The sequence below is a fragment of the Xanthomonas sp. F1 genome, assembly GCF_014199855.1.
In genome coordinates, this window is sequence record NZ_JACHOK010000011.1 from 17,301 (window position 1) to 42,440 (window position 25,140).

A 25,140-nucleotide genomic window follows, 5' to 3' on the forward strand; every position below is an offset into this window, starting at 1 on the left:
GTTGGCGGGTGCTTTATGGATGACGTCATCATCATTGGCGGCAGCTTTGCCGGTCTCGCCGCCGCTCTGCAGCTTGGCCGTGCCCGCCGCAAGGTCACGGTCCTCGACACCCACCGGCCGCGCAACCGCTTTGCCGCCCATTCGCATGGCATGCTCGGCCATGACCACAAGCCACCGCTGGACATCCTGGCCGAGGCGCGGCAGCAGCTGACGCGCTATCCAACGATCAGGCTGATCGATGCGCGGGCCGAGAGCGTGTCTGGCCTTATCGACGATTTCTGCGTCGCCACGGACGATCACGAAAGCCTGAGGGCACGCCGCCTCATCCTCAGTTATGGACTTGTTGACCAGATGCCTGCCGTTCCGGGGTTTGCCGAAAGCTGGGGTACTTCCATCGTGCCCTGCCCCTATTGCGATGGCTTCGAAGTCGCCACCCGGCATTGGGGCCTCGTCTGGTCCGGCCCGCAGTCGATGAACCAGGTCAGGCTATTCCACGATTGGACAGACAGGCTGACAGTTTTTGCCGATGGTCACGATATTGCACCCGATATCCTGGCTGATCTTGCAAGCCGCCACGTGTCGGTAGCCAGCGGCCGGATTACCGGAATTGCTCACCGCGGGGACCATGGAGCCACCCTTACGCTCGATGCCGCTTCCGAAGTTGCGGTGGATATCCTGTTTGCGCATCCGCGCACTACCCCGTCCGCAAGCCTGCATGAATCGCTGGGCTTGGCAACCGTCAACACGCCGACCGGCATCGCACTAAAGGTCGACGAGCGCCGCGAAACAAGCATGCCCGGCATTTACGCCGCAGGTGACCTCGCCAATCCCGGCATGTCCTCGGTCACGACGGCATCATGGCAGGGTGCAATGGCAGGGATCTTCGCTCAACAGTCGATGCTGATTTGAAAACTTGGGCAGTCCCCGACAACCTGCGACTGCGCGGATTGCGGATTGCGGTCATGGACTGACGGACGCCCATGCCCAAGGGGACGGGATGCGCAGCGAGCGACGGAAGGGGCGCGCGACAACGTCACGCGTTGGAACGACGAGCTGCGCACGACCCGGGCCTGGCAATCGGACCGACAAGCAGGACGTCGCGGGTCATGCGAACCCGAAGACGAGAACCCGACGTGCCGCTGGTGCCGCCGCCTACACGCAGGCAGTGCGCCCCCTGGCGTTACTTTTCGGGAGTTTCCCCGGCGCTATAGAAAAACAGCCACTTGGCTTGCGCTAAGTGGCTGTTTTATTTGGTGGGCCGTCAAGGATTCGAACCTTGGACCTATTGATTAAGAGTCAACTGCTCTACCAACTGAGCTAACGGCCCTGAAACTGAGTCGCACATTCTATGTGCTTTTTTGCTTCGTTGCAACACCCCGCGAAGCATCGGGTCACGCGATCAATGGGGTGGCTGAGGGGACTCGAACCCCCGACATCTGGAATCACAATCCAGTACTCTAACCAACTGAGCTACAGCCACCATTGAAACCTTGCATCTCCTGTCCGGCGCCGGTGTGGCGCGCCCGACAGGAATCGAACCTGTAACCGCCGGCTTAGAAGGCCGGTGCTCTATCCAGTTGAGCTACGGGCGCCCTGGCTGGATTGTCGCATTCCTTTCCGCCGTTGGACATCGGATTGGTCGGGGTAGAGGGATTCGAACCCCCGACATCCTGCTCCCAAAGCAGGCGCGCTACCAGACTGCGCTATACCCCGGCGGAACATCCCTCGCGGCCAAGGCCGGAAAGGTCGGCTATTGTGGGAAGCTTGCGGCCCGCTGTCAACGTCGCATGCACGCAACATCGCCTGCGCTATGCTCGAACCTTGCCATCGGCATCGGCCGAGCGCCATTTTGAAGGAGAAAACAGCATGCTTCGCAGCGGCAATCCCGCCCTGAAGGAATCCACCTTCCTCGACCTGCACAGCGGCAACGTGGTCTCGCCCGGCAACAGCACGGTCGTCGCGCGCGACAGCGGCGCGATGACCCTCAACGGTACCGCCAACAAGACCGGCGTGCTGTTGATGCTGACCGTGCTCACCGCCGTGTTCGCCTGGAGCCAGTCGATCTCGCTCGACGCCGCGGGCAATGCCACCATCGCCCCGGGCGTGGTCGGCTACGCGGCGGGCGGCCTCATCGGCGGCTTCATCCTCGCCATGATCACCATCTTCAAGAAGAACTGGGCGCCGATCACCGCACCGCTGTACGCACTGGTGGAAGGCTTCTTCCTGGGCTCGATCTCTGCGATCTACGAGCAGCGCTTCAACGGCATCGTGCTGCAGGCGGTGCTGCTGACCTTCGGCACCCTGTTCGCGATGCTGTTCGCCTACCGCAGCGGCATGATCAAGGCCACCGAGAACTTCAAGCTGGGCGTGGTCGCGGCGACCGGCGCATTGCGCTGGTGTACCTGGCGACCATGGTGCTGGGTTTCTTCAACATCCAGATTCCCTACATCCACGACTCCAGCCCCATCGGCATCCTGTTCAGTCTTTTCGTGGTGGTGGTCGCGGCCCTGAATCTGGCGCTGGATTTCGACTTCATCGAGAGCGGCGTGGAACAGGGCGCGCCCAAGTACATGGAGTGGTACGGCGCGTTCGGCCTGATGGTGACGCTGGTTTGGCTGTACCTGGAGTTTCTGCGCCTGCTGTCGAAGCTGCAGTCGCGGAACTAAGCCGGGAATCGGGAATCGGGACTGGGGAATCGCAAGAGCGGCCCGCCTTGATCGATGAGCGGGCGTGGCTTCAGACAAACTTCCAAGCAAAAGAAAGGGCGCCCTGGGGCGCCCTTTCTTTTTTTCTGCGATCTTCCCGCCGCTCAGAGGCGGCTGGCGATGGCCTTGGCGAAGCCCATGGTGTTGCCGCTGCCGCCCAGGTCCGGGGTCAGCCCGTCCTTGGCTTCCAGGGTGGCGACGATGGCGTTGCGAAGGCGCTCGGCGTTCTGCGGCTGGCCGATGTGGTCCAGCAGCTGCGCCGCGCCCAGCAGCAGCGCGCACGGGTTGGCCTTGCCCTGCCCGGCGATGTCCGGGGCCGAGCCGTGCACGGCCTCGAAGATCGCCGCGTCCACGCCGATGTTGGCGCCCGGGGCCAGACCCAGGCCACCGACCAGGCCGGCGCACAGGTCCGACAGGATGTCGCCGAACAGGTTGGTGGTGACGATGATGTCGAACTGCTCCGGGCGCATCACCAGCTGCATGCACGCGTTGTCGACGATCATTTCCTGGAACTCGATCTCCGGGTACTGCGCCGCCACGTCGCGCGCCACCTTCAGGAACAGGCCGGAGGTGGACTTGATGATGTTGGCCTTGTGCACCGCGGTGACCTTCTTGCGGCCGGTCGCACGGGCCAGGTCGAAGGCGTAGCGCACGATGCGCTCGGAGCCCTTGCGGGTCACCTTGGCCATCGACAGCGCGGTCTCGCCGTCGGCGGACACTTCCTGGCCTTCGCTCAGGTAAGCGCCTTCGGTGTTCTCGCGCACGGTGATCAGGTCCACGCCGGCGCCGAAGCGCGACTTGGTGTTCGGGAACGACTTGGCCGGACGCACGTTGGCATACAGGTCGAACTGGCGGCGCATGGCCACGTTGATCGAGCTGAAGCCCTCGCCCACCGGCGTGGTCAGCGGGCTCTTCAGCGCCACCTTGTTCTTGCGGATCGACTCCAGCGTGGCGGCCGGCAGCAGGTCGCCGTGCTTCTCCAGCGCCACCAGGCCCGCGTCGGCGTATTCGTAGGTGAGGCCGGCGTTTAGCGCGTCGAGCACGAACAGCGTGGCGTCCATGATCTCCGGGCCGATGCCATCGCCACGGATGACCGTGATTGTCTGCGTCATAGGGTTGCGGTTTCCGTACAAGAGGGGGGAGCGCCGCCCGGGAACCGGGGCTGCAGGCGCAAGGAGGTTTCAGCCGTAATTATGCCCGAAGCCGGTGAAGGCGCCCAAAACCGGGGCTTCCGGCGCAGGGCGCCGGCAGCCATCGGGGCACAGCTCGAGACGGGCTCAGTCGTGAGCGTGCTGCGCCGGGGCGGCGGCGTCGCCGGCCTCCAGCGTGTCGAGGAAGTCCACGGCGCGGCGCAGGTGCGGGATCACGATGGAACCGCCGACCACCAGGCCGACCGAAAAGGTCTCGAAGAACTCCTCGCGGCTGACCCCGGCCTCCTTGCACTGGGCCACGTGGTAGCTGATGCAGTCGTCGCAGCGCAGCACCAGCGAGGCGACCAGGCCGAGCAGTTCCTTGGTCTTCACGTCCAGCGCGCCGGCCTGGTAGGTCTGGGTGTCCAGCGCGAAGAAGCGCCGCACCACCTGGTTCGGCTCGGCCAGGATGCGCTGGTTCATGCGCTGGCGGAACTCGGTGAACTCGCGCACCCGGTCCTGCCCGTCTGCGCCGCCCCCGCCCGTCGCAGCGCCGCTCACGCTTGCGCCTCGGGCGCGCTGCCGTCGAGCAGCGGCTCCAGCTTGCCGGCGCGGTGCAGCGCCATCATGTCGTCGTAGCCGCCGACGTGGACGTCGCCGACGAAGATCTGCGGCACGCTGGTGCGCCGCGCCAGCGCGACCATCTTCTCGCGCTCGGCCGGGTCCAGGTCGATCCGTACCTCGTTCCAGGTGCGGCCCTTGCTCTTGAGGAAGTTCTTGGCCGCCACGCAGTACGGGCAGATCGCGGTGGAATAGAGGGTGATCGGCGGGCCGCCGGCGTGGCCGGTGTCGGCAGTTGGGTTGTCCACGGGAAACTCCGGGCGGTGTAGAAGGTCCAAGTCACTATGGTAGCGGCCGGGTGGATTTTCGAGGCCGCTGCCGCAACACTGCGAATCATCCCGGATTCACCGTCGTCCCGGACGCTCCCCAGCGTCCGCCAGCCCTCTTGGAGCCCGTCTTGCGCCTGCTGCCGCTCGCCTTCGCGATCACCCTGGCCACCGCCTGCGCCGTGGCGCCGGCCCAGGAGAACAAGCTGCCGGACATCGGCTCCTCGGCCGGAGAGTTGCTGACCCCGGCGCGCCAGGCCGAGTACGGCAAGATGATGCTGGCCGAACTGCGCAGCTACGGCTACGTACTCGAGGACCCGCTGATCGACGACTGGCTGCAGACCATGGGCACCCGGCTCGGCGCCAACAGCGACCAGCCGCAGCAGAAGTTCACCTTCTTCATGCTGCGCGACCGCCAGATCAACGCCTTCGCCACCCTCGGCGGCTACGTCGCGGTCAATGCCGGTCTGGTGCTGACCGCCGAGCGCGAGGACGAGGTGGCCGCGGTGCTGTCGCACGAAATCGCCCACGTCACCCAGCAGCACGTGTTGCGCGGGGTGGAGCGGGCGCAGCGCGACCAGATCCCGATCCTGCTCGGCATGCTCGCCGCGGTGGTCGCGGCGCAGCAGGCCGGCGGGCGCTCCAGCGGCGACGCCACCCAGGCGGCGATCGCCAGCGGCCTGGGACTGATGCAGCAGCGGCAGATCGACTACACCCGCTCCAACGAATCGGAGGCCGACCGCCTGGGCATCCGCACCCTGGCCCGCAGCGGCTACGACGTCGATGCGATGGCCGGTTTCTTCGAGCGCATGTCGCTGGCGATGCGCGGCAACCAGGGCGGCTACAGCACCCCCGACTTCCTGATGACCCACCCGGTCACCACCACCCGCATCAGCGAGGCCCGCGAGCGCGCCGAGCAGATGAAGAAGAACACCCTGACCCTGACCACCAGCGTGCCCGGCGGCACCCTGCAGGAGCGGGTCGATCCGAACGACGTGTCGCTGAGCCAGCCGCTGGGCGCGCCCAGCAACCCGCTGCTGCCCGGCGGCCTGCAGCTGCCGTTCGCCAACTACGCGCGCGGCCCCAGCGGCCAGTTCGAATGGGCGCGCGAGCGGCTGCGGGTGTTCAGCGCCAACACCCCGGCCGATGCGATCCGCGAGTACGAAGGGCTGCGCCAGGGCAGCAAGCAGGGCCTGAGCGATGCCCAGCGCTATGGTCTGGCGCTGGCCCGGCTGCGCAGCGGCGGCAGCGCGCAGGACGTGGTGCAAACGCTGGAAAGCCTGCTGCAGGCGCATCCGGACAACTGGTGGTTGACCGTGGCGGTGGCCGAGGCCGAGGCCAAGGCCGGCCGCAACCAGGCCGCCGACCAGCGCTTCGAGGCGCTGGTCAAGCGCATGCCCAGCAATCGGGCGGTGGCGCTGAGTTACGCGACCGCCCTCAACGAGCAGGGCGGCCGCCAGGCCGGCCAGCGCGCCCAGGCGGTGCTGCGACCGCTGCTCGGGGCGGCGTCGGAAGATCCGGTGTTCCAGCGCACCTTCGCCCGCGCCTGCGAACTGGCCGGCGACGACACCCGCGCCGGCGAGGCCTACGCCGAGGCGGCCTACCTGAACGGGCACCCGGAGCAGGCCCTGATCCAGCTCAGCAACCTGAAGAAGCGCAGCGACCTGGACTACGTGGCGCGCGCGCGCATCGACGCGCGCATCGCCGCGATCACCCCGACCGTGCTGGAACTGCGCCGCCAGGGCGTGCAGGACCCGGACATGCAACGGCGCTGAAACGCGCCCGTGTCAGGCGTCACTCAACCGTAATAAAACCGTAGTCTACTGGCGACCTTCCTCCCCAGTTCCACGGTGCCGTTGTGCAGAAACGCATCCTGATCGTCGACGACGAACCGGCCATCCGCGACATGGTCGCGTTCGCCCTGCGCAAGGGCGACTTCGAGCCGGTGCATGCCGGCGATGCCCGCGAAGCGCAGACCTCGATCGCCGACCGGGTCCCGGACCTGATCCTGCTGGACTGGATGCTGCCCGGGACCAGCGGCCTGGAACTGGCCCGGCGCTGGCGCAAGGATGCGATGACCCGCGAAGTGCCGATCATCATGCTCACCGCCCGCGGCGAAGAGAACGACCGCGTCGGCGGCCTGGAGGCCGGCGTCGACGACTACGTGGTCAAGCCGTTCTCCGCGCGCGAGCTGCTGGCGCGGATCCGTGCAGTGATGCGCCGCACCCGCGAGGACGACGAGGACGGCAGCGTCTCGGTCGGCAGCCTGCGCATCGACGGCGCCGCGCACCGCGTGTTCGCCGGCGAGGCGCCGGTGCCGATCGGTCCGACCGAGTACCGCCTGCTGCACTTCTTCATGACCCATCCCGAGCGCGTGTACAGCCGCGCGCAACTGCTCGACCACGTCTGGGGCGGCAGCGTCTACGTGGAAGAGCGCACCATCGACGTGCACATCCGCCGCCTGCGCAAGACGCTGGAGCCGTTCGCGGTGGAGAACATGGTGCAGACCGTCCGCGGTTCCGGCTATCGCTTCTCTGCGTCCATCTGACCGCCGGCTACGCCTGCTATAACGGCGGACGGATCACGATCCTTTGCGACAGAGTGCGTTCCCGATGCCCCGCCACATCCGCTCCGCCTGGTTGAAGACCCTCGGCACGCTCGCCGGCCTGCTGTTGCTGGCGTTGCTGGTCGGCTGGATCGGCGGCCACGTGTGGATGGCGCTGACCCTGATGTCGCTGGGGGTGATGGGCTGGCACTACTGGCGGCTGCGGCGCGTACTGCGGCGGCTGACCGCGCGCCAGCGCTGGGAGCCGCCGGCCGGCACCGGGGTATGGAACGAGCTGGACCGGCTGCTGTACCGCAGCCAGGCGGAAATGCGCGTGCGCAAGCGGCGCCTGCTGGACATGCTGCGTGCCTACCGCGCCGCCGCCGCGGCGCTGCCGGACGCGGTGGTGGTGGTGGACCGCAACAGCCAGCGCATCCAGTGGTTCAACGAGGCGGCCGGCACCCTGCTCGGCCTGCGCCACCCCGGCGACCTCGGCGCGCCGGTGGTGGAGCGGCTGCAGCCGATGCCGCTGGCGCACTGGCTCAGCGGCGGCCGCAACGCCGAGCCGATGCTGGACATGCCCTCGCCGGTCGACGACCGCCTGCGCCTGAACCTGCGCCTGATTCCCTATTCCGACGACCACTGGCTGCTGGTCGCGCGTGACGTCAGCAAGCTGCTGCAGCTGGAGCAGGTGCGTCGCGATTTCGTCGCCAACGTCTCGCACGAGTTGCGCACGCCATTGACCGTGGTCCACGGCTACCTGGACATGCTCGATCCGGAGGACTTCCCGGATTCGGGGCCGATGATCGCCGAGATGCGCAAGCAGTCGCAGCGCATGACCCAACTGGTCGAGGACCTGCTGACCCTGTCGCGACTGGAATCGCAGGAGCACGCCAACGAGGAGTCGATCGCGATGGCGCCGATGCTGGCCACGCTGCGTCGCGAGGCCGAGGCGCACAGCCAGGGCCGGCACCGCATCGAGGTGCACGACGAAGCCGATTGCGACCTGGTCGGCTCCAACAAGGAACTGCACAGCGCCTTCTCCAACTTGGTCACCAACGCGGTGCGCTACACCGCGGCCGGCGGCACCATCCGCATCACCTTTGCCCGCGAGGGCGATGGCGCGGTGCTGGCGGTGCGCGACAGCGGCTACGGCATTCCCGCGCATCACCTGCCGCGGATCACCGAGCGCTTCTACCGCGTCTCCAGCAGCCGCTCGCGCGAAAGCGGCGGCACCGGCCTGGGCCTGTCGATCGTCAAGCACGTGCTCGGCCTGCACCAGGCGCGGCTGGAGATCGAGAGCGAAGTCGGCAAGGGCAGCACCTTCTCCTGTCACTTCGGCGCCGGGCGCGTGCATCCGCGGCACGACCATGCCACCCTGACTTCCGTCTAACGAGTAACGCCATGCCCCGCCGCGTCCCCGCCCTGCCGCCCACGCCGCCCCCGGACATTCCCAGCGATCCGCTGCGCGACCCCGCGCTGTACATCAACCGCGAACTGTCGCAACTGGACTTCAATTTCCGGGTCCTGGCGCAGGCGCAGGACCCGCAGGTGCCGTTGCTGGAGCGTTTGCGCTTCCTGTGCATCTCCTGCACCAACCTCGACGAGTTCTTCGAGATCCGCGCGGCCACCGTGCGCCACGCGCAGGAATTCGGGCTGCCGCCGGCGCCGGACGGGATGAGCCCCAGCGCCATCCTCACCTCCATCCACGACCGCGCCGCGCAACTGGTGGACCAGCAGTATCGCTGCTGGAACGAGGTGCTGCGCCCGGCGCTGAAGGACGCCGGCATCGGCGTGCTCGGCCGGCATTCCTGGAACGCGCGGCAGAAGCGCTGGCTGCGCGCCTACTTCCGCAACGAGATCATGCCGGTGCTGTCGCCGCTGGGCCTGGACCCGGCGCATCCGTTCCCGAAGATCCTCAACAAGTCGCTGAACATCGTGGTGGTGCTCAAGGGCACCGACGCGTTCGGCCGTGTCGGCCACCTGGCGATCGTGCGCGCGCCGCGCTCGCTGCCGCGCATCATCCAGTTGCCGGAAAGCCTGGCCGAGGGCGGCCAGAGCTTCGTGTTCCTGTCCTCGGTGCTGTCCACCTTCGTCGACGAGCTGTTCCCGGGCATGGAGGTGATGGGGTCCTACCAGTTCCGCGTCACCCGCAACTCGGAACTGGTGGTGGACGAGGAGGAAGTGGAGAACCTGGCGCTGGCGCTGCGCGACGAACTGGTCAACCGCGGCTACCGGCCGGCGGTGCGGCTGGAGATCGCCGAGGACTGCCCGAAGTCGATCGTGCGCACCCTGCTGCAGAACTTCGAACTGCCGGAGAACGCGGTCTACCGCATCAACGGTCCGGTCAACCTGAGCCGCGTCAATCAGGTCTACGACCTGGTGCAGCGCCCGGACCTGAAGTATCCGGCGATGAATCCGCGCACCCTGCGCGACAGCGAAGGCATCTTCGAGATCGCCGCCGCCGGCGACGTGCTGCTGCACCACCCGTTCGACGCCTTCACCGCGGTGCTGGACCTGATCAAGCAGGCCGCGACCGACCCGAACGTGCTGGCGATCAAGCAGACCCTGTACCGCACCGGCAAGGACTCGGCGATCGTCGATGCACTGGTGCTGGCCGCGCGCAACGGCAAGGACGTCACCGTGGTGGTGGAACTGCGCGCGCGCTTCGACGAAGAGGCCAACCTGGGCCTGGCCGACCGCCTGCAGGAAGCCGGCGTGCAGGTGGTGTACGGCGTGGTCGGCTACAAGACCCACGCCAAGATGCTGCTGATCGTGCGCCGCGAAGGCCGCAAGCTGCGCCGCTACGTGCACCTGGGCACCGGCAATTACCACAGCGGCACCGCGCGGGCCTATACCGACCTGAGCCTGATCACCGCCGACGTGGACATCGGCAACGACGTGCACCTGCTGTTCCAGCAGTTGTCCGGGCTGGCGCCGAAGATCCGCCTCAAGCGCCTGCTGCAATCGCCCTTCACCCTGCACCCGGGCGTGCTGCACCGGATCGAACGCGAGACCAAGCTGGCCACGGCCGGCCGCCCGGGCCGGATCATCGCCAAGATGAACGCGCTCAACGAGCCGCAGGTGATCCGCGCGCTGTACGCGGCGTCGCAGGCCGGCGTGAAGATCGACCTGATCGTGCGCGGCGCCTGCACCCTGCGCCCGGGCGTGCCGGGCGTGTCCGACAACATCCGGGTGCGCTCGATCGTCGGCCGTTTCCTCGAGCACAGCCGGGTCTACTGGTTCGGCAACGACGGTGCGCCGGAACTGTTCTGCGCCAGCGCCGACTGGCTGGAACGCAACCTGCTGCGGCGCGTGGAGACCGGCTTCCCGATCCTGGATCCGGACCTGGTCAAGCGCATCCACCGCGAGGTGCTGCAGAACTACCTGGCCGACAATCTCAACGCCTGGGAACTGGACGCCGACGGCAACTACCGCAAGCTGGCCCCCGGCCAGGACCAGCCGCCGCATTCGGCGCAGCTGGCCCTGCTCGACGGGCTCTGAGCACACCGCGGCGCCGTCTCCACGGCGCGCGCCGCGCATCGGCTACCATTCCGCCATGCTTGCCACCTCCCCCACTCATCCGCCGCTGCGCGACGGCGACCTGCTGGCCGCCATCGACCTGGGTTCCAACAGTTTCCACATGGTCATCGCCCGCTATCAGCTGGGGCAACTGCGGGTAGTGGACCGCCTGCGCGAGACCGTGCGCATGGCCGACGGCCTGGACAACAAGGGCGGGCTGTCCGCCGACGCGCGGCAGCGCGCGCTGGAATGCCTGGCGCGCTTCGGCCAGCGCATCCGCGACCTGCCTTCGCTGCGGGTGCGCGCGTTGGCCACCAACACCGTGCGCCAGCTGCGCTCGCCGCAGACCTTCCTGATTCCCGGCGAAACCGCCCTCGGCCATCCGATCGAAGTGGTCAGCGGCCGCGAGGAAGCGCGCCTGATCTACCTGGGCGTGGCCCACGCGCAGCCACCCAAGCCGAACGAACGCCGCCTGGTGATCGACATCGGCGGCGGCTCCACCGAGTTCATCATCGGCAGCGGCTTCCAGACCCTGGAACGCGAGAGCCTGCAGGCCGGCTGCATCGCCAGCACCCGGCGCTTCTTCCCCGGCGGCAAGCTGTCCAGGAAGAAGTGGAAGGACGCGCTGACCGAGATCGGCGCCGAGTTCCAGCAGTTCGCCGGGCAATACCGTGCGCTGGGCTGGCACGAGGCGTTGGGTTCGTCCGGCACGCACAAGGCCATCGGCGAGATCTGCGCGGCGATGAAGCTGACCAAGGGCGCGATCACCGCCGAAGCGCTGCCGCAGTTGCGCGACCGCCTGCTGCTGGCCAAGCGCATCGAGGACATCGACCTGCCGGGCCTGTCCGCCGACCGCCGGCCGATCATCGCCGGCGGCGTGCTGGTGCTGGAGGCGGCGTTCCAGGCGCTGGGCCTGCAACGGCTGATGGTGAGCAAGGCGGCCATGCGCGAAGGCATCCTCTACGACATGCTCGGCCGCGGCGGCGAGAACGATCCGCGCGAAACCGCGATCGCCGCGCTGACCCAGCGCTACGGCATCGACGAGGCGCAGGCCGCGCGCGTGGAGCACACCGCGATGGCGCTGTTCGAACAGGTCGCCGCGGACTGGGCGCTGGACGCCGACGACGCGCGCATGCTCGGCTGGGCCGCGCGCCTGCACGAACTCGGCCAGGCCATCGCGCACAGCCAGTACCACGTGCACGGCGCCTACGTGCTGGAGCACTCGGACATCGCCGGCTTCTCGCGGCAGGAGCAGCAGGTGCTGGCCACACTGGTGCGCACGCACCGCCGCAACGTCTCCAAGACCGCGTTCGACGCGCTGCCCGACCGCCTGCTGCTCAGCGCCAAGCGCAAGGCCGCGCTGCTGCGCCTGGCGGTGCTGCTGCACCGCGCGCACGAGGCCGACCCGATCCCGGCGCTGGAACTGAAGGCCGACGGCGCCAACCTGCACCTGATCCTGTCGCAGCCGTGGATCGAGTCGCGACCGCTGCAGCGCGCCGACCTGATCGGCGAGGTCGAGGGCATGGCCGGATTGGGGATCAATTTCCGGCCGTTTGTGGCTTGAGGGCCGGGATTCGGGATTCGGGATTCGGGATGACCAGCCTGCGGCTGTTGAAAGCCGGGATTCGGGATGGCAGCATGCTGTCCGGAGTGGAATCGCCGTCAAGCGATTTGATAAGAAAGTGGCGATTTTTTAAAGAAAACAGGCCTTCCTGAAACCGCGATCCATCCGCTTTTTGTGGGAGGGACTTCAGTCCCGACGGGCTTTATCGGTAGAGCCCGTCGGGACTGAAGTCCCTCCCACAGTGCAATCGCAACCGCCGTGCACTCGCGGAAAATCCCGAATCCCGGCTTTCAACAGCCGCAGGCTGGTCATCCCGAATCCCGAATCCCGGCTTTTGGCGTCATCGTTCCTACATGCGCTGGACATGTTCGCTTCACTGCCGTGCGCGAGGCTTTGTCAAACCGGAGCCCCCACATGCGCTACGCGATCGTCACCGAGACGTATCCCCCTGAGGTCAACGGCGTCGCGCTGACCGTGCAGGGGCTGGAACTGGGGCTGCGCGCGCGCGGCCATACCGTCGACGTGGTGCGCCCGCGCCAGGCCGGCGACGCCGACCCGGCGGATCTGCGGCTGGTGCGCGGTGCGGCGCTGCCGCGCTACCCCGGGCTGAAGTTCGGCCTGCCCGCGCCGCGGCGCCTGACCAGGCTGTGGCAGGCCGCGCCGCCGGATGCGGTGTACATCGCCACCGAGGGTCCGCTGGGCTGGTCGGCGCTGCGCAGCGCGCGGCGCCTGGGCATTCCGATCGCCACCGGCTTCCACACCCGCTTCGACGAGTACCTGCCGCAGTACGGCGCGGCCTGGCTGCAGTCGACCGCGCTGCGCTGGATGCGGCGCTTCCACAACCAGGCCCAGGCGACCCTGGTACCGACCCGCGAACTGCGCGACTTCCTCGCCACCCAGGGCTTCGAGCGGGTGCGCCTGCTGGCGCGCGCGGTGGACAGCAAGCAGTTCGAGCCGCAGCGCCGCGATCCGCAGTTGCGCCAGCAGTGGGGTCTGCAGGACGACGATTGCGCGGTGCTGTACGTGGGCCGCATCGCCTCGGAGAAGAACCTGCCGCTGGCGGTGCGCGCATTCCGCCAGTTGCAGCAGTTGCGCCCGCGCGCACGCTTCGTCTGGGTCGGCGACGGCCCGCTGCGCGAGCGCCTGGCGCAGGAGAATCCCGACTTCATTTTCTGCGGCGTGCAGCGCGGCGATGCGCTGGCGGGGCATTTCGCCAGCGGCGACCTGTTCCTGTTCCCCAGCCGCAGCGAGACCTTCGGCAACGTGACCCTGGAGGCGATGGCCAGCGGCCTGGCCACGGTCGCCTTCGACTACGGCGCGGCGCGCGAGTACCTGCGCGACGGCAGCAACGGCGCAGCGGTGGACGACGACGACGCCTTCATCGCCGCCGCCCTGCGCCTGGGCAGCGACGAGACGCTGCGCCGGCGCCTGGGTGCGGCCGCCTGCGCGTCGATGCAGCAACTGCGCCCGGAGCGGGTGGTGGCCGATTTCGATGCCCTGCTCACCCAACTGGCGCAGACCCGGAGGACGCATGTCGACGCGGCTTGAGATCCTGCGCGGGCACGAGACCCGCTGGTGCCGGCGCGCCAACCACTGGTGCCGGCGGCGCTCGGTACGGCGCTTCTTCTCGGTGATCAGTCGGCTGGGCGACGGCGTGTTCTGGTACGCGCTGATGACCCTGCTGGTGCTGTGCGACGGCATGGACGGCGTGTTCGCCTCCGCGCACATGGCCGCCACCGGCGTGGTCGCGCTGAGCCTGTACAAGGGCCTGAAGCGCTGGACCCGACGCCCGCGCCCGTACGCCGCCGACCTGCGCATCCGCGCGTGGGTGGCGCCGCTGGACGAATTCAGCTTCCCCTCCGGCCACACCCTGCACGCGGTGTCCTTCGGCATCGTCGCCCTCGCCTACTACCCCTGGCTGGCCCCGCTGCTGGTGCCCTTCATCGCCTGCGTGGCGCTGTCGCGCGTGGTGCTGGGCCTGCACTACCCCAGCGACGTGCTCGCCGCCACCGGCATCGGCGCGCTGCTGGCGGGCGTGTCGTTGTGGTTGATCTGAGGCTGGGAATGGGGAACCGGGAATAGGGAATGGGAACGGCCGGCGCCGGCCGGCTCCCTCTCTTCAATCCTGGCTCTGGAAGAGTCGCGGCTGAAGCCGCTCCTACGAGAGCGCAACAACTCCCGCGTTAGCGCACACTCCGAATCCCCAATTCCCGTTCCCGAATCCGAATACCGGCCCTTCGAAAGCACAGCAACGCCTGCGCTCGCTAACACTCCCCAGTCCCCAATCCCGATTCCCCACTCCCGGCCTTACAATGGCCCAATGACCACGCTGTTCATCTCCGACCTGCATCTGGACCCGGCACGGCCGGCGATCACCGCCCTGTTTCTCGACTTCCTGCGCGGCGAGGCGCGGCGGGCCGAGGCGTTGTACATCCTCGGCGACCTGTTCGAGGCCTGGATCGGCGACGACACGCCGTCCGAGGCGGCCGATGCGGTGGCGCTGGAGTTGCACGCGCTGCACGAAGCCGGGGTGCCGGCGTTCTTCATGCACGGCAACCGCGACTTCCTGCTCGGCGCCGACTACGCGCAGCGCGCCGGCCTGCGCCTGCTGCCCGATCCTTGCGTGATCGATCTGTACGGCGAGCCGACCCTGCTGCTGCACGGCGACCTGCTGTGCACCGACGACACCGCCTACCAGGCGTTCCGCGCGCAGACCCGCGACCCGGCTTTCCAGCAGCAGTTCCTGGCGCAGCCGCTGGCCGCGCGCATCGCCTACGCGCAGCAGGCGCGCGCCGCCAGCCAGGCGCGCCAGGCCGACCTGAAACAGGGCGACCGCGCGCAGTTCGAGACCGTCACCGACGTGGCCCCGGGCGAAGTCGTCGCCACCTTCGCCCGCTACGGCGTGGCGCGGATGATCCATGGCCACACCCATCGGCCGGCGGTGCATGCGCTGGACGTGGAAGGCCGCGCCTGCACCCGCATCGTGCTCGGCGACTGGTACGAACAGGGTTCGGTGCTGCGCGTGGACGCGCAGGGCTGCGCGCTGCAACAGCTCTAGCGCCAATGTCCGGCGCGGCCGCACGCAGTCCGGCAACGCGCACTTGGCATTCGCGGCACGGCATTCCCCGGCGGTAACGGCACGGCTGCAGGACGGCACCGAACTGCGCTCCGGCCCCGGGATTGCGCAGGGCCGCTGATCGCGGCGGGGTTAGACGCACCGGGCCGTCACTGCCGGCTTCAGAACGTCGCAATCAACTGTCTTCCGAGTACGTAGCGGACCTCGCCCACGTTCGGGCCGTTTCCGCCTCCCCCCGCACGTGCTTGCCGCACACCGTGACAACCACGCATGCGGCACTGCGCGATGACCCACCTCTCAGGGCAGACCGCCGCCGGCGTGCTGCTGCCGCCACTGCGCGTACTCGACGAAGTCGCCGTCGACCACGTCGTACCACTGGATCGCGCCGGAGCGCTCGACGCGGAAGCGGTCGCGGACCGGCTCGGTCTGCGGGTCGCCCGGGCAGCCGTCGCCGTGCTTCTCGCGTACGGCGATCTCGATCGCCGCCGGCGCGGCAGCCTTGGGTGCGGCCGCTGCAGACGTTGTCGCGGAGGCGGCGGCGTCCTCGCCGTCCTCGACGGCGTAGCCCAGGCACTGCAGGTCGGGATAGGCATGATCGGCGGACAGGCGCGCCTGCAACATGTCCATCGCGCGGTTCTCGTCGAAGCTGTCGGCCGCTGCGGCCGGCGGGGTCGCCCTCGGCGCGTCCGTCGTGGCGGTCGGCGACGGGCTATCGGCCTGCCGATCGGGAGCGGGGCCGCAGCCCGCGCTCAGCATCGCCAGCAGCAGCGCGGCCGGCAGTCGCATGCGCTTGAACATCGTCGATCCCAGGAAGTCGGTCGGCACCTAACGTGCCGGCACCGCTTCCCAGCATAGCCGAAGCGGACGCCGCCGCGCCCGCCCCGGCCGTCTTCGCCGCGCGTGGCGCAGGCAGGCGACCTGCGCCACGCGCGGGCCGGCTCAACGGAACCCGGCCACCGTCGCCTTGGTGTTGACCAGCACGCGCTGGTTGTCGGCGGTGCTGGCGTTGCCCATCGGCACGCCGTTGTAGGACACGTTGGGGTTGGACCAGTAATTCAGCCGCGGGCAACTGCTGGTGCAGTTGTAGGCCATGATCGTGCGCCAGCTGTTGCCGTAGCGATAGCCGTGGCCATAGGCGTACGGCGAGGTGCTGGAGTCGGTGGCCACGTCGTGGCGCGCGCTCTGCAGATGGCCGATCTCGTGGGCGAAGCTGTAGTAGCCAGTGGCGCAGTCCCAGTACACCGCCGCGAACGCGGTGGCGGCGGTGGACCCGATGCCCGAGGCGAGGCCGCAATAGGCGGAGTTGTCGATGATCAGCACGCCGACGTCGGCCGCGGTGCTGTTGCGCGAGGTATGGATGCTGTCCATGTAGCCGTCGCTGGTGCCGCGGAAACGGGTCAGGTCGGTGTTGAAGTCGCCGGACTCGGTGTAGTTGGTGGTCTCGTAGCCGGCCAGCTGCATGGTGATGCCGACATTGCTGTTGGTGTAGCCCTGGTTGGACTCGGCCACCGCCAGTTGCACCAGCGACTGCATGTTGCCGCCGTAGCTGGTCACCGCCTTGTTGGTCGCCACCACCAGCACGCGGATGGTCGCAGGCGAACCGGACGAGGCGCCGGCCGCGGTCATGCGCTCGTCGATCACCGACTGCGGCATCTGCACGGTCGGCAGCAAGGCGTAGTCGGACGGATGCTCGGCCGGCATGCGCCGTTCGTCGACCTCCACCAGGACATGGCCGCCGCCGGCGACCGGACGCAGATGGAACAGCGTGCCGTTGCTGCGGATGCTGCCGGTGATGGTGTCACCGCTGCGCACCAGGATCGCCGAGTTCAGCGGATCCAGGCCGGAGGGCGCACGGGTCCGGGCCACCGCGGCATTGCCGAGATTGCCGTACCAGATGCTGTTGCCGCCTTCCAACTGCTCGGTCTTCAGCTGCGTGGCGGTGATGCGCTTGCCCAGCAGGTCCAGCTCGAGTTGCTTCTGTCCGGCGGTGACGGCGGCGGCGTTCACGCCGACCCGCTGCACCGCGGCGGTGGCGGGATTGGTCAGCAGGCGGCTCAACGCGGGCTCGCCGGCAATGGACTTGGACACGTACTGGCTGCTATGGAACAGGGGCGTTCCGGCCGCGGAGGCGGAACCGGCGACGCACAGGGCAAGCATCGCGGTCAGGCTGCACATCGACTTCATGTCGGACTCCTGGGTGGTGAGTAGGGACGAACGTCGCCCCGCGCGTGGCCGAAAACGGAGGAGGCCATGCGGGGGAGTTCGATTAGCCGCTCAGCCACCGTTCAGCGCAAGCAACAAATGCCGTCGCGGCATCACTCGGAGATAGGCATCACAGAACCTGCGCAACGCGGGCGCATGCCGTCCACGCAGACGCTTCGTTGCAGCACACGCCCCGCCCTGTCGGCGACGGCGCCTCAGCCGGCCTGCTGCTGCAGGGCCAGCAGTTCGTCCTCGTCGAACCCGGCGAGCAGGCGCGCCTGCAGATTGAACGGCCCATGCAGGTAGCCGCCGGCGTACTCGCGCAGCAGGGCGGCGAAGCGGGCGCGCGGCTCGATCCCGGCCTGCGCGCAGTACCAGCGGTACCAGCGTGAGCCGGCGGCCACGTGCGCCACCTCCTCGCGCAGGATGATCTCCAGGATGCCGGCGGTGGCGTCGTCGCCGAGCGCGCGCAGCTTGGCGATCATGCCCGGGGTCACGTCCAGGCCGCGCGCCTCCAGCACCCGCGGCACCAACGCCATTCGCGCCAGGCCGTCGTGCGCGGTCTTCTCGCACATTTCCCACAGGCCATTGTGCGCGGCGAAATCGCCGTAGGCGTGGCCCAGCGCGCGCAGACGGTCGCGCAGCAACACGAAATGGCGCGACTCGTCGTCCGCCACCGCCACCCAATCGGCATAGAACGCCGTCGGCAGGCCGCGGAAGCGGTAGACCGCGTCCCAGGCCAGGTCGATGGCGTTGAGTTCGATGTGGGCGATGGCGTGGATGAAAGCCGCACGGCCTTCGGCACTGCCGAGGCCGCGCCGCGGCAGTTCGCGCGGATGCACCAGCAACGGCCGCGGCGGCCGTCCCGGCATGCGGATCGGCTCGGGCGCCGGCGCCGTGGCCGGCACCGCCAGCGCGCCATCGCGCCAGGCCGCGGCATGGCGCTGGGTCAGCGCGACCTTCTCGTCGGGGTCGGCCGCGTCCAGGCAGGCGCGCGCGGCATGGTAGAGGTCGCCGCTCACGACGCCGCCGACGGATGCGCGGCCACTTGGCGCCGTTCCAGCCAGGTGCGCTGGGCCTGCTCGCAGCGGTTGCCGGGCACCTTGAACACGCAGTCCACGCGATGCGCGCAGGCCAGGGCGAAGGCACTGCGGCGGTCGGCCGCCGGCGGTTCGGGAATGTTGGCCAGCGGCGCGGTCGACGGCCAGCCGGCGTCGACGCCGATGCCGGCGGCGAGCAGGCGCGCCGCACCGTCGCGGCAATCGACCGCATAGCCCCACTGCGGCGCATCGGCGCGCACGTCGGCGGAGGAACGCTGCGCGCGCAGGCGCAGGAGCAGCAGGTCCTTGTCGATGCGCTGCGCGCCGGCGATCGCCAGCGGCGCGCGATAGCCCGGCTGCAGCACCGCCAACTGCTCCGGATCCATGTACAGCTGCAGCATGGTCAGCTGCGCGCCCGGCACGCTGCCGTCGCGCAGGCGCGGATCGTCCAGCGAATGCACCGGCCGCGTGGCGTCGTCAGCAGTGCAGCCGCCGCAGAGCGCGGCCAGGCCCGCCAGCGCGCGCAGGCGCCACGCCCGCGCGCGGCCGCCGCGCGGCTCAGGCACGGCGCTTGCGCTTGGCCTCGTCCGAGCGCAACTGCATGATCCGCTCGAAATAGCCGGGTTCGATGCCGGTGGTGTACTGGCCGTTGAAGCACGAGGAGTCGAACGCCTTCAGTTCCGGGTTGCCCTCGCGCACCGCGGTCTCCAGGTCTTCCAGGTCCTGGTAGATCAACCAGTCGCAACCGAGGAATTCCTGGATCTCCTGCTCGCTGCGGCCATGCGCCACCAGTTCGTCGGCGGCCGGCATGTCGATGCCGTAGATGTTGGGATAGCGCACCGGCGGCGCCGCGCTGGCCAGGTACACCTTGCGCGCGCCGGCGTCGCGCGCCATCTGCACGATCTGCCGGCTGGTGGTGCCGCGCACGATCGAATCGTCGACCAGCAGCACCACGCGGTTGCGGAATTCCAGGTGGATCGGGTTGAGCTTGCGGCGCACCGACTTCACCCGCTCGCCCTGCCCCGGCATGATGAAGGTGCGGCCGATGTAGCGGTTCTTGACGAAGCCCTCGCGGTACTTCACCCCGAGCACGTTGGAGATCTCCAGCGCGGCATCGCGCGAGGTGTCCGGGATCGGGATGATGGTGTCGATGTCGTGGTCCGGGCGCAGGCGCAGGATCTTCTCGCCCAGCTTCATGCCCATGCGCATGCGCGCCTTGTGCACCGAGACGTTGTCGATCATCGAGTCCGGGCGCGCGAAGTACACGTACTCGAAGATGCACGGGGTGTGGTCGGTGGGCGAGGCGCAGACCTCGGAGAACAGCTCGCCGCGGCCGGTGATCACCAGCGCTTCGCCGGGGCGCACGTCGCGCACGCGGGTGAAGCCGAGGATGTCCAGCGCCGAGGACTCGGAGGCGACGATGTACTCGTCGCCCTCCACGCTCTCGCGCTTGCCCAGCACCAGCGGGCGGATGCCGTGCGGATCGCGGAACGCGACCAGGCCCAGCCCCAGCACCACGCTGACCACCGCGTAGCCGCCCTTGCAGCGGCGGTGCACGCCGGCCACCGCGCGGATCGCCGCCTCCGGGGTCAGCATGCGCTGCGCGTCCAGCTCGTAGGCGAACACGTTCAGCAGCACTTCGCTGTCCGAATCGGTGTTGATGTTGCGGCGGTCCGCCTCGAACACCTGCTGGCGCAAGGCCTCGGTATTGACCAGGTTGCCGTTGTGGGCCAGCGCGATGCCGTACGGCGAATTCACGTAGAACGGCTGCGCCTCGTCCATGCCTTCCGAGCCGGCGGTCGGATAGCGGCAATGGGCGATGCCGACGCGGCCTTCCAGCACCGCCATGCGCTTCTCGTCGAAGACGTCGCGGACCAGGCCGTTGGCCTTCTGCACGCGCAGGCGGGTGCCGTCGGCGGTGGCGATGCCCGCCGCGTCCTGGCCACGGTGCTGCAGTACGGCCAGGCCGTCATAGAGTTGCCCGGCCACGTTCTGGTTGCCGACGATTCCGACGATGCCACACATGTCAACGCTCTCCGCGGCGGGGACGCCGCTATTGGGAAGGTGGCCGTGCCTGGCCGTTGGATTCGACCCGTGCCGGGTCGGCTTGCGCCGGACGCGCCTGCGCCGGATCGATGTTCGCCGGCATCAGTTGCGACGGATCGCTCCCGGGCTGCGCGGACCGCACCCCGGGACGTCCCAGGGCCTTGGACATCATCTCCTGCAGCCCGCTGGCCTGCAGGGCGTTGCCCAGCGCGGCATTATCGCCTGCCGCGGGCAAGTTGCCCAAATCCATCTGCGACACGTTCAGTTGCGGCATCTGCGACAGGTTCAACTGCGGCATCTGCGGCATGCGCCAGTCCGGCATCTGCGCGCGCATCCAGCCCACGCCGGGGCTGAGCACCGGCAGCACCATCGAATGGCGCCAGTCCGGCTCGCGGGTCAGCGGCGTGAAGCTCATCAGGAACGCCAGCACCGCGGCGAAGAAGCCGCCGCGCGCCGCGCCCAGGCCGAAGCCGAGCGCGCGGTCGGTGCCCGACAGCGCGGTCGAGCGCACCGCGGTGCGGATCACCATGCCGACGATGGCGACCACCGCCATCACCGTCACGAAGGTCAGCGCGTAGCCGCCCAGGTAGTAGCTCATGCTCGGCCGCGCCCCGTCCGCGAGCCAGCGCCCGGCATTGCCGCCGAACTGGAACGTGGCCCAGCCGGCCAGGAACCAGGACAGCGTGCCGACCACGATGCCGACGAACCCGCGCAGCGCCCCGAGCAGGGCCGAGACCAGGATCACCGTCAACAGCACCATGTCGATCATGCGCGCCTCCCGCGGCCGAGCCGCTGCATCGCGCCGATCGCGCGTCGCGCCTGCCTTCCCTGGACCATCGTGCTACTCCATGGGCCGCGGCCCGATCAAGGATGTGGACGTACCATACCGCTGATGCCGACCTTGGCCGCCACTTGGGCACGCAACTGCTCGGCATCGGCGCGGTTGGCGACCGGGCCGACCCGCACCCGGTTCAGCGCGCCCTTGTCGGTGCGGACCTGCTCGACGAAGGCGCTGAAGCCGGCCGCGCGCACCTTGTCGCGCAGGGCATTGGCGTCCTCGGCCTTGCCGAAGGCGCCCAGTTGCACGGCAAAGCCTGTGCCGGAGGCCGCCGGCGCGGCCGGCACGCTTGGCGCCGGTTTGGCCGCTGCCGTGGTGGCCGCGGTGGCCGCCGGCTTGGTGGGTTCGGGCTTGGCCGGTTCCGGCTTGGGCGCCGGCGGCGTCGCCGGCTTGGCGGTGGCGACCGGCTTGGCCGGCTCCGGCGGCAGCGCCTCGGTCCTGGCCGGGGCGGCGGGCGCGGCGGCGGCGACATGGCTGGCGGCGGCCGGCGTGGCGCTGGTCGGGGTCGCGTTGCTCGGCGCCGCGTCCAGGGTCACCACCTGGGCGTTGACGTCGTTGCGGACCTTGACCGCCTGCAGACGCACGGATTCGGCCTGGGCGCGATCGGCATACGGCCCGATCCGCACGCGCCAGGCCTGGCGACCGCCGATCGTAGCCTGCTCGCGGAAGCCCGGCAGCTGCGCCTGCTTGAGCCGTGCGATCACCGCATCGGCATCGGCGGCGGTGGCATAGGCGCCGAAGTTCACCGCGTAGTTGCCGGCGGCCACGCTCGGCGGCAACGGCTGCGCGGCGCTGCCGGCGGCCGGGTCGGCCAGGTCGGCGGCATCGGGGTTGTTCTGGACCGGCGCCGGCGCAGCGGCCGGCGCGGATGCGGCACCCGGCGCTTTGGCCATGCCCACCGCCCCACCGCTGGGTGCGTCGCCCGGGGTCACCAGCGGCAGCTCGCGGGTCTCGAACTGGCCGTCGGCCGGCGCGTCGGGCGCCTTCAACGGCACATTGGCCACGCCGCTGTCGGGCGCAGGCCCCTTCACCAGCATCGGTAGGAAGATCACGGCGAGCGCTACCAGGACGAGGGCGCCAATCAATCGCTGTTTCAGGACGGTATCCACGGAAAGGCTGAGGGGGCGGCGTGGCGGAGTGCCGTGCCGATTATAAGGTCGGCCCGCGCGGAGGCGGGATCAGCCGGCTGAATGCAGCCAGTGCAAGGCCTCGGCCGCGGTATGGAACGAGCCGAACACCAGCAACCGGTCGCCCGGCTGCGCCTGCGCCAATGCCGATTGCAGCGCCTGCACCACGCCCTCGGCCACAGCAGCCTCGGCCGCCGCGGTGGCGGCCAGCCGCGCGCGCAGTTGCGCAGCGCTCTGGCCGCGGTTGCCGCCCAAGCCGGCCAGGTGCCAGGCATCGACCTGCGCGGACAGTGCCTCCACCACCCCGACGACGTCCTTGTCGGCCAGCGCCGCGAACACCGCGCGGGTGCGGCCGGCGACCGGCTGCGCCTGCAGCGCGGCGGCCAGTTCGCGAGCGGCCTGCGGGTTGTGGCCGACGTCGACCAGCACCTCCACGCCGTCGCGCACGCACGGCTGCAGGCGCCCGCGCAGGCGCGCGGCGGCGATGCCCTCGGCGTAGGCGGTGCGCGGCAGCGACCGGCGCAGCGCGCGCAGCGCGGCGATGGCGGTGGCGGCGTTGGCGCGCTGCACCGGCGCGCGCAGCTGCGGCAACGGCAACTGCAGTTCGGTACCGACGTCGCGCCAGCGCCAGCGCTCGGCGTCGATCGGCTCGTGGAAGAAGTCGCTGCCGGCGCGCAGCGCATTGGCACCGATCGCGTAGGCCCGGCGCAGCACGCTGGACGGCGGATCGATCTCGCCCAGCACCAGCGGCTTCCACGGCCGCGCGATGCCGGCCTTCTCCGCACCGATCGCCTCGCGGTCGTTGCCGAGCCAGTCGGTGTGGTCGATGTCCACGGTGGTGATCACCGCGACATCGGCATCGACCAGGTTGACCGCATCGAGGCGGCCGCCGAGGCCGACTTCCAGCACCGCCAGGTCCAACTTGACCTGCTGGAACAGCCACAGCGCCGCCAGCGTGCCGTACTCGAAGTAGGTCAGCGCGGTGTCGCCGCGCGCGGCCTCCACTGCCGCGAAGGCGGTCACCAGGTCGGCATCGCTGGCCTCTTCGCCGTCGATGCGCACGCGCTCGTTGTAGCGCAGCAGGTGCGGCGAGGTGTAGCTGCCCACGCGCCAGCCGGCGGCACGCGCGATCGCCTCGATGAAGGCGACGGTCGAGCCCTTGCCGTTGGTGCCGCCGACGGTGATGACGTGCTTGGCCGGCCGGGTCAGGCGCATGCGCGCGGCGACCGCACGCACCCGCTCCAGGCCCATGGCGATGTCCTGGGGGTGTTGGCGCTCGATGTAGGCGAGCCATTCGGGGAGGGTGTTCATGGAGGCGATTGAACTCGACTGATGCGGCGACAGCACGCGTACCGAAGCGGCACGGCACTTTGCTGTTGTTAGGCGTTGGCGGTTGCTTGGCTTTGCTTTGGCTTTTGCGGTTGATGTTGCTTTAGCTGTTCCGGATCCCGTGAGGCACGGCAAGCAGGCCGGACGAAAACCCCGCAGGGGCGGCGCGCACGATGCGCGCCGTTTTTCGACGGCACATGGATGTGCCGCCGAAAAATGTCCGGCCTGCTTGCGCACCCGGAGCGCGCAGCGCGGAGGGCGTGCCGCCCGGGTGTGCTTTCTTTTGGTTACTTTTCTTTGCACAAGCAAAGAAAAGTGACTCGCGCGCCAAGCGCGAAAGCACTTGATCCTGCATTTGCATCGACTCAGCAGACCGTAGCAACAACCGGAAAACCTACAGCGCCCGATGCTTCGCCTCGCCGAAGAACGGCGTGTGGTGCGCGCAATCGTTCAAGCGCACCACCTCCAGATGCTCCACGTCCGGCCCTTCCAGCAGGTTCAGCGTGGTTGGCGCCTGGCGGAAGCTCCACAGCCGCGCGATCGGCAGGCCCAGCACCCGGCACAGGATCACCCGGTTGACCGCATCGTGGGCGACCACCAGCAGCGTGTCGTGCTCGCCCAGGCCCTCGGCGGCGCGGGTCAGGCCGCGCCAGGAACGCTCCAGCACCTGCCGCAACGACTCGCCGCCCGGCATCAGCACCGTGTCCGGCTCCTCGCGCCAGGCACGCAGGCGCGCCGGATCCTTCTCGTGGATCTCGCTGGCCAGCAGGCCTTCCCACTCGCCGTGGGCGATTTCCTGCAGGTCCGGATCGGTCTGCAGCAACGTCTCGCGCTCGGTGCCCAGGGCGAAGCGTGCGGTGCGTTGCGCACGCGCCAGCGGCGAGGCCACGGCGCGGGTCAGCGGCACCTCGCGCAGGCGTGCGCCCAGCGCCTGCGCCTGAACGTCGCCGACCGGCGACAGCGGGATGTCGATCTGGCCCTGGTAACGGCCTTCGGCGTTCCACGGGGTTTCGCCATGGCGGGCGAGCAGAATGCGCATGCGCTGGATTCCTTGGGGGAAGGGCCCGTCTCGCAAACGAAAACGGAGCGGCATGATACCCGCTCCGTCGCCGGAAACCCTGCGCTGCAT

21 protein-coding genes, 4 tRNA genes and 1 pseudogene are annotated in these 25,140 nt (G+C 69.2%); 10 read left to right on the top strand and 16 right to left on the bottom strand.

The features are described 5' to 3' along the window. The first annotated feature begins 15 nt into the window (after nucleotides 1-15). Nucleotides 16-909, top strand: a complete 894-nt coding sequence (locus GGR71_RS18490) for an NAD(P)/FAD-dependent oxidoreductase (RefSeq protein WP_160959369.1) — start codon at nucleotides 16-18, stop codon at nucleotides 907-909. A 342-nt stretch (nucleotides 910-1,251) separates the two neighbouring features. Here GGR71_RS18490 and GGR71_RS18495 read toward each other — a convergent pair. The 4 genes from GGR71_RS18495 to GGR71_RS18510 form a co-directional block, all read right to left on the bottom strand. Beyond that, nucleotides 1,252-1,327, bottom strand: a tRNA-Lys gene (locus tag GGR71_RS18495). A 76-nt stretch (nucleotides 1,328-1,403) separates the two neighbouring features. Then, nucleotides 1,404-1,480 (bottom strand) — tRNA-His (locus GGR71_RS18500). Between the two features lie 35 nt (nucleotides 1,481-1,515). Further along, nucleotides 1,516-1,592, bottom strand: a tRNA-Arg gene (locus tag GGR71_RS18505). Nucleotides 1,593-1,636: 44 nt separating this feature from the next. After that, a tRNA-Pro gene (locus GGR71_RS18510) sits at nucleotides 1,637-1,713 on the bottom strand. A 153-nt stretch (nucleotides 1,714-1,866) separates the two neighbouring features. Here GGR71_RS18510 and GGR71_RS18515 point away from each other — a divergent pair. Further along, a pseudogene (locus GGR71_RS18515) lies at nucleotides 1,867-2,666 on the top strand (Bax inhibitor-1/YccA family protein). Between the two features lie 143 nt (nucleotides 2,667-2,809). Here the strand turns inward: GGR71_RS18515 and GGR71_RS18520 are convergent. The 3 genes from GGR71_RS18520 to grxC all read right to left on the bottom strand — a co-directional run bounded on the left by GGR71_RS18520 (nucleotide 2,810) and on the right by grxC (nucleotide 4,704). After that, a complete protein-coding gene (locus GGR71_RS18520) occupies nucleotides 2,810-3,817 on the bottom strand; it encodes an isocitrate dehydrogenase (RefSeq protein WP_048490122.1) in 1,008 nt (335 codons plus the stop codon). Nucleotides 3,818-3,982: 165 nt separating this feature from the next. Further along, nucleotides 3,983-4,318 (bottom strand): carboxymuconolactone decarboxylase family protein, encoded by a 336-nt coding sequence (locus tag GGR71_RS18525; RefSeq protein WP_202405028.1) that lies wholly within the window; start codon nucleotides 4,316-4,318, stop codon nucleotides 3,983-3,985. A gap of 74 nt (nucleotides 4,319-4,392) precedes the next feature. Further along, the gene (gene grxC / locus GGR71_RS18530) at nucleotides 4,393-4,704 is read right to left on the bottom strand and encodes a glutaredoxin 3 (protein WP_160959363.1); all 312 of its coding nucleotides are present in this window, start codon (nucleotides 4,702-4,704) and stop codon (nucleotides 4,393-4,395) included. 149 nt (nucleotides 4,705-4,853) lie between these two features. Between grxC and GGR71_RS18535 the strand changes: the two genes are divergently transcribed. From GGR71_RS18535 to lpxH, 8 genes are all read left to right on the top strand, one after another. Then, a complete protein-coding gene (locus GGR71_RS18535) occupies nucleotides 4,854-6,497 on the top strand; it encodes a M48 family metalloprotease (RefSeq protein ID WP_160959361.1) in 1,644 nt (547 codons plus the stop codon). 83 nt (nucleotides 6,498-6,580) lie between these two features. Continuing rightward, the gene (phoB, locus tag GGR71_RS18540; protein ID WP_160959358.1) at nucleotides 6,581-7,270 is read left to right on the top strand and encodes a phosphate regulon transcriptional regulator PhoB; all 690 of its coding nucleotides are present in this window, start codon (nucleotides 6,581-6,583) and stop codon (nucleotides 7,268-7,270) included. A 64-nt stretch (nucleotides 7,271-7,334) separates the two neighbouring features. Continuing rightward, nucleotides 7,335-8,660 carry a phosphate regulon sensor histidine kinase PhoR gene (gene phoR / locus GGR71_RS18545; protein ID WP_160959356.1) on the top strand — a complete coding sequence of 442 codons (1,326 nt, stop codon included), beginning with the start codon at nucleotides 7,335-7,337 and terminating at the stop codon, nucleotides 8,658-8,660. An 11-nt stretch (nucleotides 8,661-8,671) separates the two neighbouring features. Continuing rightward, a complete protein-coding gene (ppk1, locus tag GGR71_RS18550; RefSeq protein WP_160959353.1) occupies nucleotides 8,672-10,771 on the top strand; it encodes a polyphosphate kinase 1 in 2,100 nt (699 codons plus the stop codon). Between the two features lie 55 nt (nucleotides 10,772-10,826). Beyond that, a complete protein-coding gene (gene ppx, locus GGR71_RS18555) occupies nucleotides 10,827-12,353 on the top strand; it encodes an exopolyphosphatase (protein WP_160959350.1) in 1,527 nt (508 codons plus the stop codon). Between the two features lie 414 nt (nucleotides 12,354-12,767). Continuing rightward, nucleotides 12,768-13,901 carry a glycosyltransferase family 4 protein gene (locus GGR71_RS18560; protein ID WP_160959347.1) on the top strand — a complete coding sequence of 378 codons (1,134 nt, stop codon included), beginning with the start codon at nucleotides 12,768-12,770 and terminating at the stop codon, nucleotides 13,899-13,901. After that, nucleotides 13,885-14,409 (top strand): phosphatase PAP2 family protein, encoded by a 525-nt coding sequence (locus tag GGR71_RS18565; protein WP_160959345.1) that lies wholly within the window; start codon nucleotides 13,885-13,887, stop codon nucleotides 14,407-14,409. Before GGR71_RS18560 ends, GGR71_RS18565 begins: the two co-directional genes overlap by 17 nt. 264 nt (nucleotides 14,410-14,673) lie before the next feature. Further along, nucleotides 14,674-15,411: a UDP-2,3-diacylglucosamine diphosphatase gene (lpxH, locus tag GGR71_RS18570; protein ID WP_160959342.1), complete on the top strand. Its 738-nt coding sequence runs from the start codon at nucleotides 14,674-14,676 to the stop codon at nucleotides 15,409-15,411. Between the two features lie 315 nt (nucleotides 15,412-15,726). On the opposite strand, the gene GGR71_RS18575 is transcribed toward lpxH, so the two are convergent. From GGR71_RS18575 to GGR71_RS18615, 9 genes are all read right to left on the bottom strand, one after another. Next, entirely contained in the window at nucleotides 15,727-16,227 is a 501-nt protein-coding gene (locus GGR71_RS18575; RefSeq protein ID WP_160959340.1) for a hypothetical protein, read from the bottom strand. A 141-nt stretch (nucleotides 16,228-16,368) separates the two neighbouring features. After that, nucleotides 16,369-17,613 (bottom strand): zinc-dependent metalloprotease, encoded by a 1,245-nt coding sequence (locus tag GGR71_RS18580; protein WP_160959337.1) that lies wholly within the window; start codon nucleotides 17,611-17,613, stop codon nucleotides 16,369-16,371. Nucleotides 17,614-17,846: 233 nt separating this feature from the next. Further along, nucleotides 17,847-18,698 carry a ferritin-like domain-containing protein gene (locus tag GGR71_RS18585; protein ID WP_160959417.1) on the bottom strand — a complete coding sequence of 284 codons (852 nt, stop codon included), beginning with the start codon at nucleotides 18,696-18,698 and terminating at the stop codon, nucleotides 17,847-17,849. Next, the gene (locus GGR71_RS18590) at nucleotides 18,650-19,237 is read right to left on the bottom strand and encodes a hypothetical protein (protein ID WP_343160806.1); all 588 of its coding nucleotides are present in this window, start codon (nucleotides 19,235-19,237) and stop codon (nucleotides 18,650-18,652) included. The genes GGR71_RS18585 and GGR71_RS18590 overlap by 49 nt, the downstream gene beginning before the upstream one ends. Further along, nucleotides 19,230-20,696 (bottom strand): amidophosphoribosyltransferase, encoded by a 1,467-nt coding sequence (gene purF / locus GGR71_RS18595; RefSeq protein WP_017913998.1) that lies wholly within the window; start codon nucleotides 20,694-20,696, stop codon nucleotides 19,230-19,232. The genes GGR71_RS18590 and purF overlap by 8 nt, the downstream gene beginning before the upstream one ends. A gap of 28 nt (nucleotides 20,697-20,724) precedes the next feature. Next, nucleotides 20,725-21,486, bottom strand: a complete 762-nt coding sequence (locus tag GGR71_RS18600; RefSeq protein ID WP_160959335.1) for a CvpA family protein — start codon at nucleotides 21,484-21,486, stop codon at nucleotides 20,725-20,727. 95 nt (nucleotides 21,487-21,581) lie between these two features. After that, nucleotides 21,582-22,664: an SPOR domain-containing protein gene (locus GGR71_RS18605; RefSeq protein ID WP_160959333.1), complete on the bottom strand. Its 1,083-nt coding sequence runs from the start codon at nucleotides 22,662-22,664 to the stop codon at nucleotides 21,582-21,584. A gap of 69 nt (nucleotides 22,665-22,733) precedes the next feature. Further along, nucleotides 22,734-24,002: a bifunctional tetrahydrofolate synthase/dihydrofolate synthase gene (gene folC / locus GGR71_RS18610; protein ID WP_160959414.1), complete on the bottom strand. Its 1,269-nt coding sequence runs from the start codon at nucleotides 24,000-24,002 to the stop codon at nucleotides 22,734-22,736. Between the two features lie 403 nt (nucleotides 24,003-24,405). Then, nucleotides 24,406-25,050, bottom strand: a complete 645-nt coding sequence (locus tag GGR71_RS18615) for a histidine phosphatase family protein (RefSeq protein ID WP_160959330.1) — start codon at nucleotides 25,048-25,050, stop codon at nucleotides 24,406-24,408. Nucleotides 25,051-25,140 lie beyond the last annotated feature (90 nt).